Origin of the sequence: Streptomyces sp. R-74717, from assembly GCF_047305335.1 — a bacterium.
In the GTDB taxonomy this organism is placed as follows: Bacteria; Actinomycetota; Actinomycetes; order Streptomycetales; family Streptomycetaceae; genus Streptomyces; species Streptomyces atratus.
On sequence record NZ_CP102361.1, the window covers coordinates 9,363,740 to 9,373,377 of the forward strand.

Genomic DNA, 9,638 nt, shown 5'->3' on the forward strand with positions numbered 1-9,638 from the left:
AACCTCACTCGGACGGGGGAAATCGTCCGGCCCGTTCGTGTCCGGCCCGGGAGAGCCGGTCCGATGCCGTCGATCTCGGTGGCACGATGAACACCATGAACCGCCGAACCGTGTCGTTTCCCAGGGCCCGGTCGGCCGCGGTGGCGTCCGCCGCTGTCGCGTCAGTCATGGTGGCCGGTTGTGGCGGCGGCGACGTGTCTTCGACGCACACCCCTGTCGTCGTGGGGGGCACCGTCACGATCGCCACTGCCTCCGAGACCCCGAGTTTCCATCCGTACTCGCAGTTCGGCTCTGCCCTGGCTCCTTATGCCTACGACTCGTTGGTCACCGTGGCGCCGGACGGGCGTGTGGTGTCGGGCCTCGCCGAGAAGTGGCGGGCCGGAGCCACTTCGGCGAGTTTCACCCTCCGCAGGGGCGTGACCTGCTCCGACGGCACGATCCTCACGGCTTCCGGGGTGGCCCGGTCACTGAGCTATGCGAGCGATCCCCGCAATCGGCTCATCGGCGCCCGGGCGGCACTGCCCGGTGTGCCGTTCACGGTGTCGGCCGACGACGCGGCACGGATGGTGTCGGTGCGGATGGCGTCACCGTACAGCTTCGTCGTGCGGACGATCGGTCTGCTGCCCGTCGTCTGCCCCGCCGGGCTGGCGGTTCCCGGGGCGCTGGACAAGAGCACGCAGGGCACCGGACCGTACGTGCTGAGTGGCTACACCTCGGGCGGCCCGTACCTCTTCACCCGGCGCAAGGGGTATGCCTGGGGGCCGCGCGGAGCGACCAACGCAGCTGCGGGCCAGCCTGAGCGGATCGTGGTGTCGGTGGTGCCGCAGGAGTCCACGGTGGCGAATCTGCTGCTCACGGGCGGCGTGAACATCGCGATGGTGACCGGCCCGGACCGCGCGCGGCTGACCGGCCACGGCCTGGCCACCGCCCAGGTGCCGACCGTGGTGGGGCTGACCTTCTTCAACGAACGGTCCGGCCGCCCCTTGAGCGATCCCCTGCTGCGTCAGGCACTGGTGGGCGCCCTGGACCGCAAGGGCCTCGCCAATGTGGCGATCGGCGGTGACGGAACGCCCGCGAGCCACCTGACCGCCGTGGACTCCGTCTGCCACGCCGACCTGGCCGGCGAGAACCTGCCCTCGCACAGCGCCGTGGGGGCCTTGGACGCCGCGGGCTGGACGAAGAACGCACGGGGCAGGCTCGTGAAGCACGGCAGGCCGCTGCGGCTGCGGCTGCTCAGCAGCGCCGACTTCGGCTCCACCCTTCCGTCTGTCGCCGAACTGATGGCCGCCTCCTGGCAGGCGCTGGGCGCGGACGTCGACCTCGTCAGCGAGAGCCGCAACGCGGTCATACAGGCCATGTACCAAAGCGGCGACTTCGACGTCGTGGTCGGCAGCTCGCCGGGTCCACCGCTGCCCGCGCAGCTCGTTCCGTACTTCTCCGGCCCGCCGCCGTCCGGGGGACTCAACTTCGCGTACGTCACCAACCGCGTCTACGACCGCTTCGTCGCCCTCGCCCTGCGCGCGCCGGGCGCGGCCAGCTGTGCGGACTGGAACAGGGCCGCCGCGGCGCTGTTCCGCTCGGCCGACGCGCTGCCCGTCGCCGACGGCACGAGCACGGTGTACGGCTACCGGACGACCTTCGCCGTCGCGCCCGGCGGCCGGATCGTACCGACCAGCATCCGCCTGCACAGATAGCGGCGGCGCACGCCCCACACGACCGCCCACCACCAGTCGAGGAGGTCTCCCATGACGACCGTGTCCGCGCGGCTCGGCGCCCTGACCCGGCGCCACCCGTGGGTGGTGTTCTGCTGCCGGCGTGCGGTGCGGCTGACGGTCTCCCTCTTCGTGGTCGTCACTGCTTCCTTCGCGATGATCCGGCTGGTACCCGGTGACCCCGTCCGGGCCGCGCTGGGCGTGGACGCCCCACCGGACCTCGTAGCGGCAAAGCGACATGAACTAGGCCTGGATCGTGGCCAGTTGGCACAGTACGGGCAGTATCTGCGTCATCTGACCCACGGGGACCTCGGGGTCTCCCTGGTGACCGGCGAGCCGGTGGCCGACCTGGTCAGGGCACGCCTGCCGGCCACCTTGCTGCTGGCTGTCCTGGCGTTCGCCTGCGTACTCGTCGTCGCCCTCCCGGGAGGGCTGCTCGCCGCGGTGTGGACACGCGGAGGGCGGCGGCCCCGGGCGGAGGTGGCGTTCACCGCCACCACCTCCGTCATGGCGGGCATGCCGGACTTCGTGCTCGCGGCGGGTCTCACCGCGGGACTCGCGGTCGCTCTGCGCATCTTTCCGGTGGCCGGCGACCTCGGTCCCCAGTCCTACGTGCTGCCCGTGCTCGCGCTGGCGCTCGCTCCGACCGCTGTTCTGTTGCGGATCGTACGGGTGGAGACGCTCAAGGTTCTCGCGACGGACTATGTGCGTGCCGCCCGAGCGAAGCGGTTGCCCGCCCTCCCGCTGTACCTGCGCCATGTGGCACCGAACACGCTGACCGCGTCGCTGACGCTCGCCGGGAACCTCCTGCCGGCCCTGATCGCGGGGACCGTACTGGTTGAGAAGGTGTTCGCCTGGCCGGGCATCGGTTCGGCGATGGCACAGTCCGTGGCCGCGCAGGACTACGCGGTCGTCGAGGCGTCGGTTCTGGTGCTGGGCTCGGCCGTTCTCGTGGTGAACGTCCTGGTCGATCTGGCCCTCGCGCTGCTCGACCCCCGATCGGTCATCCGGAAGGCGTGATCCGATGGTGCTGTCTTCCCCTTCCCCTTCCTCTTCCACGCCGGGTGTTGCTGCCGGCCGGTCTCGCGCGTCCCGGTCGGGCTGGGCCTCGCCCATGGGCGTGATCACCCTGGCGATGCTCGGATCGCTCGCTGTACTGGCCGTCGCGGGGGCGGTGCTGTGGGGGCAGGCCGCCGACCGTCCGGACCCGTCGGCGGTGCTGCGGGGGCCCACCGCGGGTCACCTGCTCGGCACGGACCATCTCGGGCGCGACCTGCTCGCCCGGCTGCTCTCGGCGACCTGGCTCTCCCTGCTGCTGGCAGTCGCGGCCACGCTCCTCGGAGCGGCGGCCGGGATCACGCTGGGCGCGCTCACCGCCGTGGTGGGCGGGCGCGCCCGCCGCCTGCTGGGAGCCCTGATCAACCTCCTGCTGGCCTTCCCCGCGCTTCTCGTCGCGATGTTCTTCGCGGCCCTCTTCGGCGCGGGCGCGGGTGGGGCGGTGTGCGCACTCGCCGTCGCCTGCGCACCGGGCTTCGCGCGGATCACGCAGACCCTTGCCGCCGGAGTGGCCGGAACCGACTTCATGGCGGCGGCGCGTGTGCTGGGCCTGCGCCGCCACCGGCTCCTCCTGCGCCATGTCCTGCCCCACATCGCCGAACCGCTGATGCTCAACACCACGGTCGCCGCGGGCTCGGCACTCGTGGCCCTGTCGGGACTGAGCTTCCTCGGACTGGGGGTGCAGCCCCCCTCGTACGACTGGGGGCTGCTGCTGAGCCAGGGGCTGGACCGCATCTACACCGAACCGCTGCCCGCCGTGGCACCCGGCATCGCCATCGTCTACGCCGGCGTGGCCTTCCAGCTGCTCGGCGAGGTGCTGGCCGGAGCCGCCGCGCGACGTACCCGCCCGCGGCAGCTGGAAGAACCCGCGGTTCACCCGGTACGCACCGACCGCCCGGCAGTCGCGGACCATGTGCTGGAAGTGGGGGATCTGCGGGTCGCCCTTCCCTCGGCGGACCGGGTGGTCCGGCCCGTCCGCGGTGTCACCCTCGCTCTGCGGCGCGGTGAGATGGTCGGCCTGGTCGGCGAGTCCGGTTCCGGTAAGTCGCTGACGGCGCTCGCCATCGCCGGCCTGCTGCCAGAGGGCGCCTGCGTTACCTGGGATACCCACCGGTTCCTCGGCGCGGACGCCGAGTCGTTGTCACGCAAAGAGCGACGCAGGCAGCTGGCGACGGGAATGGCGATGATCTTCCAGAACCCGGCCTCGGCCTTCAATCCGTCGCTCCGCATCGGAACGCAGATGACAGAGGCCGTGCGCGCACACCGTGGCACTCCTCGTGCCCAGGCCGTCGAGCAGGCCCTGGCCCAGCTTCAGCGGGTCGCGTTGCCCGGCGGGCGTCGGTTGCTGCGCTCCCGCCCCTTCCAGCTGTCCGGCGGTCAGCGCCAGCGAGTGGCGATCGCTGCGGCTTCGATGATGCGGCCCGACCTCATCGTTGCGGACGAGCCGACGACAGCCCTGGACGTCACCGTGCAGCGGCAGATCATGAACCTGCTCCGCCGCATCCGGCGCGACGACGCCACCGCGATCCTCTTCATCAGCCACGACATCGCCCTGGTGGCCGACTCCTGCGACCGGGTTCTGGTCATGTACGGGGGAACCATCGTGGAGAACCTTCCTGCCCGTGAGCTGGCGACCGGAGCACGGCATCCGTACACGCGGATGCTCGTCGCCTCGGTCCCGGACCTGGCCGCGGACCGTGACCGCCCCCTGCGCACCATCGAGGGAGGGCCGCCCGATCCGGGCGATGAGGCCCCGGGCTGCCGGTTCCATGACCGCTGTTCGCATCGACTGGACCGGTGCGCCGTGGAGAGCCCCGTGTTGTCCCCGTTCGGCCCGCAGCACGAGGTCGCCTGCTGGCGACCGCTGCCCCCGTCGCCGTTCCGCGGACAGCGTGAGACCGAGGAGGTGGAGAAGTGAGGGAAGAGGCTGGGTTGGCGCTGTACGACGTCACCGTTCGCCACCACGGGCCGTTCGGGCCGGTCACGGCGGTGGACGGAGTGTCACTGGAGGTTCCCCGGGGCACGACGGTCGGCCTGGTCGGCGAGTCCGGTTCGGGAAAATCCACTCTGGCACGTGCGGTCGTCGGGCTGGACAATCCGTGCGCCGGGCGGATCACGGTCGGCGGGCGGGAGTACCGTGGGCGCCGGATGGCCGATCGGCGCCGGCTGGGGCAACGGGTCCAACTGGTGTTCCAGGACCCGGACACGGCATTGGACCCGCGCATGACGGTCCGTCAGTCGCTCGCCGAATCAGCCGGGGCCTTCGTCCGGCTGGACCGCCGCAGCCGCGAACAGCGCATCGACGGACTGCTGGAACTGGTCGGTCTCGACGCCAGCTGCGCCGACCTCGTGCCGCGGCAGCTCTCGGGCGGCCAGCGCCAACGCGTGGCCGTCGCCCGCGCGCTCGCCGTCGATCCGGCGGTACTCATCGCCGACGAGGTCACCTCGGCTCTCGACGTGTCGGTCCGGGCGGCGCTCCTCACCATGCTCCGGGACCTGCAGCGACGCATGGGCTTCGCCATGCTGTTCATCAGCCATGACCTCGCCGCCGTCCGTCATGTGTCGGACGTCGTCGCCGTGATGTACCTCGGTCGGATCGTCGAGACCGCCTCCACCGAGAACCTGCTGCGCCGCCCGCGGCATCCCTACACCCAAACGCTCCTGTCCGCCGTGCCGAACCTGCACGCCGGACGACGACAGGTCGAGGAACCGCTCCTGCCCGGAGAGGTGCCCGACCCCGCGTCGCCACCGCCCGGGTGCCGCTTTCATCCGCGTTGCCCCGTCGGGCCGAACCGGCATCCCGGGCGGGAGGTCTGCGCCGCACGGGACCCCCAACAGGATGCGGCCGGACAGCCGCACCGCGCCGCGTGCCACTTCCCGTATGGCGCCGACGACCGCCCGCCCCACGTCGGCGGCGTCCACCCGGACGCGAACGGCGACCGGGTCCCGCGAACCCCCGGGGAGCCGCCGTCATGACGGCCGGGGAACCGGACATGCTTCCCTCCGGCGCGGACGCGGTCGTCGTGGGGGCCGGTGTGATCGGTGCCGCGGTGGCACTGGAGCTGGCCCGCACCGGTCGGCGCGTGGTGGTCGTCGACAGGTCCGGCGGCGTCGGCCACGGATCCACCAGCGCCTCGAGCGCGATCATCCGTTTCGACTACTCGACCTGGGACGGTGTCGCCACCGCCTGGGAATCCCAGCACTGCTGGGCACGATGGGCGGAGCACCTGGGGACCGTGCGTGGCCCTGGCCTGGCGGCGTTCCGGCGGACCGGAGCGGTACTCCTCGACGCGCCGGGCTCCGGAACGTCGGAGGTCATCGCACTGTTCGACCGTGCCGGCGTGCCGTACGAGCGCTGGGATGCCGCAACGCTGCGCAGCCGGATCCCCGGCATCGACGCGGGACGCTACGGGCCCCCCAAGCCCCTTCGTGACGAGGCGTTCTTCTCCGGCCCCGAAGGTGAACTCGGCGCGCTGTTCACACCCGAGGCGGGCTTCGTCGACGATCCCCAGCTCGCGGCACAGAATCTCGCGGACGCTGCGGCCCGCATCCGGACCCGCTTCCTCTTCCATCGCACGGTCGTCGGTGTCCTGCGTCGCAAGGACCGGGTCGCGGGTATCCGGCTCGCCGACGGCACCGCGATCACGGCACCGGTGGTGATCAACGCCGCCGGGCCCTGGTCGGGCGCGTTCAACCGGATGGCCGGGGTCGGAGCCGAGTTCACCGTCGGGGTGCGCCCACTGCGCCAGGAAGTCCACCAGGTGGCCGCACCGGTCTGCCGGGGCGGCACAACCTCGTCGGACCCGGGCGGTGCCGGGACCACGCTCGGCCTGATCGTGGCCGATGTCGACTTCGGGACCTACCTGCGCCCCCTCGGCGGGCACCTCCTCATCGGCAGCACGCTGCCCGCCTGCGACCCGATGGAATGGCTCGACGACCCCGACCTGTGCAACCCACACCCGACGCCCACCGGGTTCGACACCCAAGTGACCAGGGCCGCACGCCGATTCCCGCTCCTGCGCGTTCCGAACCGGCCGACCGGCATCGCCGGTGTCTACGACGCCGCCGACGACTGGGCGCCCATCTACGACCGCACCGATCTGCCCGGCTTCTACGTCGCGATGGGCACGAGCGGCAATCAGTTCAAGAACGCTCCTCTTGCGGGCCGGTTCCTCGCCACCCTGGTCGACCGCGTGGAGGCCGGCCACGACCACGACCGCGACCCGCTGCGGTACACCGGCGAACACACCGGCGTCGTCATCAACCTGGGAGCGTCCTCCCGCAAACGGCCCATGGCCGAGGGCGCCGCCTCTCGAACCGTCATGGGCTGACCCATGGCACAGCGGGACCGATGCCGTCCGGGAGCTGCTGCGCCGGACGGCACCGGCCCCGTCACATCGGAAGAGGTCTACCTGCGGCCGCGTGCCGGCGCGGAGCTGAGCTTGGAACTCAGCACCGACAGGAACGTCGGGAGCCTGTCCACCGCGGATTTGGGGACAGGGGTGACTTGGACCGTGTCCCGCACCAGGTCCTGCACGACGAGCTTGTACGTACCGTCTTCCTGGACGAGTTCGGCGGCGTAGAGCAGTGTTTCCACCAGGGGTCCTTCGGTTGTGTCGTGCGACGGGTCAGGCGCCGTTGAGCCAGGCGTTCCATGCCTTGGTGGCCTGCTGTTCGTCCACGTCCTCGGCGAACAGGTGGTGGCCCAGCCAGATCGGCCAGTTCCAGGAGCTGCCGTTGAAGAACCGGTACAGCGCGTGCGGGCCGCGCAGGCCGACGAAGTCGGGGCTGAGCCAGTCCACGACCACCTCCTCCGAGCCGCCGTCCGCACCCGGGAGGTCGAGCGACAGCCGGTCGCCGACGGTCGTGTCGTCGGCGAGACCGAGGCGTTGGCGCAGGGCGGCGAAGTCGGCCGGGTCGTCGGTGCGCTCGTCGCGGCCGGCCTTGATGTAGACGACGGGGCGGCCGGTGAAGTGCCTCAGGTACTCGGCGAGGCCGTGCTGGTAGAAGTCGACGTGCTTCTCGGCCGCGTCCGCCTTGGTGTCCCAGTAGTCGTCGACGACTCCCGTGTGCACCCAGTGGATTCCCATCCGCAGGTGACTGGTTCCGTCGTCGTGCGGCTCGATCCGGTAGGTGAGGGTGTTGGAGAACCCGTCGTCCAGGGCCACGCGCACGGCGAAGTGGTGCGGCGGTTCCCACGCCACGACGGTGCCGTCGGCCCGGGTGACCTTTCCGCCGACGCGCGGCTCGACCTCCATGGGGTACAGCCAGCCGAGGTTTCCGGCGCCGGTGGCGACCGCGTGCCAGACCTGCTCGGGCGTGGCGGCCAGGTCCTGCTCCCGGCGGACTTCGAACTCTCGGGCCATGGTCAGTTCTCCTTCGTCGTCGTTCATACGTCAGTAGGTGAGCGGGAGGGCGTTCAGCCGTCGTTGCAGTGGGTTGGGCCGCCATTCGAGGGCCGCCCCGTCGGCCAGCCGCAGGTGCGGGAGCCGGCGGACCAGCGTGCCGATGGCCACCTCTGCCTGGAGCTTGGCCAGTGGACCGCCGAGGCAGAAGTGCGGGCCGTTGCCGAAGCTCAGGTGGCGGTTGCCGGGGCGGGACAGGTCGAGCCGGTCGGGGTCCTCGAAGCGCTCGGGGTCACGGTTGGTCGCGGCGAGGAACAGGTACGCCAGCTCGCCCTCGCGCAGCGTCTGCCCGTCGATCTCGACATCCTCGGCCACGACCCGGACGATCGCCTGGGTCGGCGTGTCGTAGCGGGCCAGTTCGTCGACGGCCGTGCGGATCAGCGCCGGGTCCTCACGCAACCGGGCCAGCTGGTCGGGGTGGCGCAGCAGAGCGAGCGTGCCGTTGCCGACCAGGTGGGTGGTGGTCTCGTCTCCTGCGGTGATCAGGACGAAGCAGGTGGACAGCAGTTCGGAGTCGGTGAGCCGGTCGTCCTGCGCCTGCGTCGCGACCAGGGCGCTGACCAGGTCGTCGCCCGGGTCGGCCCGGCGTCGGCGGACGAGTCGGGCGAGGTACTCCTCGTACTGCTCGATCGCGGCCTCGGACTTGGCGATGTCCTCGGAGAGCCGGCCGAGGCGGCGGAACCAGCTCTTGACCTGCGGGCGGTCCTCGGGCGGGATGCCGAACAACTCGCAGACGACGGACAGCGGCAGCGGGGAGGCGACCGCCTCGATCAGGTCCATGGACGACCCCGCCGCGACCGCCTCGTCGACGAGCCGGTCGACGATCCGCTGGATGCCGTCGCGCAGGGCTTCGACCCGCCGGGCGGTGAAGGCGCGGTTGGCCAGCTTGCGCAGCCGGGCGTGTTCCGGCGGGTCGGTGTTGGTCATCACCCGGCCCAGCCGGTCGGTGAGCCTGCTGAAGGCCTTCAGGTCGCCGCCGAGCGCGCCGTAGGCGCGGGTCATCCGGTCCCGGTCGTTGGACAGCCGCAGGTCTCCCAGGGCCGCCTCGACGTCGGCGTACCGGGTGAGGTACCAGATGCCCTGGGGGCTGCGGTGGACCGGGCTCTCGTGCCGCATGCGGGCGTAGAACGGGTACGGGTCCCGGCGTGCCTCGGGCGTTTGCAGCGCTGCGGCGAGGTCGCCGGGCCGGACGGGGCCGGCGGTGCCGCGGGCCCCGTCCAGGGTCTCGGTGGAGGTCACGTCGGTCGCGCTACCGCTGGGCATCCATGGCGTCGACGAGACTCTTGGGCCGCATGTCGGTCCAGTTCTGCTCGACGTACTCCAGGCACGCGGCGTGGGTGTCGGGGCCGTGGGCGACGGTCCAGCCGGCGGGGACGTCCGCGAACTGCGGCCACAGCGAGTGCTGGTTCTCCTGGTTGACGAGCACGAGGAAGGTGCCGTCCTGGTCCTCGAACGGGTTGGTCAT

General features: G+C 71.5%; 9 protein-coding genes. 5 read left to right on the forward strand and 4 right to left on the reverse strand.

Going from position 1 to position 9,638, the window contains the following annotated elements; translation table 11 throughout:
- Positions 1-95: 95 nt before the first annotated feature.
- The 5 genes from NRF20_RS42355 to NRF20_RS42375 all read left to right on the forward strand — a co-directional run bounded on the left by NRF20_RS42355 (position 96) and on the right by NRF20_RS42375 (position 7,099).
- A complete protein-coding gene (locus NRF20_RS42355; protein ID WP_398634610.1) occupies positions 96-1,694 on the forward strand; it encodes an ABC transporter substrate-binding protein in 1,599 nt (532 codons plus the stop codon).
- 51 nt (positions 1,695-1,745) lie between these two features.
- A complete protein-coding gene (locus NRF20_RS42360) occupies positions 1,746-2,732 on the forward strand; it encodes an ABC transporter permease (RefSeq protein WP_413754279.1) in 987 nt (328 codons plus the stop codon).
- 94 nt (positions 2,733-2,826) lie between these two features.
- On the forward strand, positions 2,827-4,686 hold the full coding sequence (locus NRF20_RS42365) for a dipeptide/oligopeptide/nickel ABC transporter permease/ATP-binding protein (RefSeq protein WP_398634608.1): 1,860 nt from the start codon (positions 2,827-2,829) through the stop codon (positions 4,684-4,686).
- Entirely contained in the window at positions 4,683-5,744 is a 1,062-nt protein-coding gene (locus NRF20_RS42370; protein ID WP_398634607.1) for an oligopeptide/dipeptide ABC transporter ATP-binding protein, read from the forward strand. Before NRF20_RS42365 ends, NRF20_RS42370 begins: the two co-directional genes overlap by 4 nt.
- A complete protein-coding gene (locus tag NRF20_RS42375; RefSeq protein WP_398634606.1) occupies positions 5,741-7,099 on the forward strand; it encodes an NAD(P)/FAD-dependent oxidoreductase in 1,359 nt (452 codons plus the stop codon). Before NRF20_RS42370 ends, NRF20_RS42375 begins: the two co-directional genes overlap by 4 nt.
- A gap of 77 nt (positions 7,100-7,176) precedes the next feature.
- Here the strand turns inward: NRF20_RS42375 and NRF20_RS42380 are convergent, their stop codons facing one another.
- The 4 genes from NRF20_RS42380 to NRF20_RS42395 are packed head-to-tail and all read right to left on the reverse strand — an operon-like array spanning position 7,177 to position 9,638.
- Complete coding sequence (locus NRF20_RS42380; RefSeq protein WP_266354702.1) at positions 7,177-7,365, reverse strand: hypothetical protein; 189 nt, start codon at positions 7,363-7,365, stop codon at positions 7,177-7,179.
- Positions 7,366-7,396: 31 nt separating this feature from the next.
- A complete protein-coding gene (locus NRF20_RS42385) occupies positions 7,397-8,161 on the reverse strand; it encodes an SRPBCC domain-containing protein (RefSeq protein WP_398634605.1) in 765 nt (254 codons plus the stop codon).
- 3 nt (positions 8,162-8,164) lie between these two features.
- Complete coding sequence (locus NRF20_RS42390; RefSeq protein ID WP_398634604.1) at positions 8,165-9,412, reverse strand: cytochrome P450; 1,248 nt, start codon at positions 9,410-9,412, stop codon at positions 8,165-8,167.
- A gap of 10 nt (positions 9,413-9,422) precedes the next feature.
- Positions 9,423-9,638, reverse strand: a complete 216-nt coding sequence (locus NRF20_RS42395; protein ID WP_398634603.1) for an MbtH family protein — start codon at positions 9,636-9,638, stop codon at positions 9,423-9,425.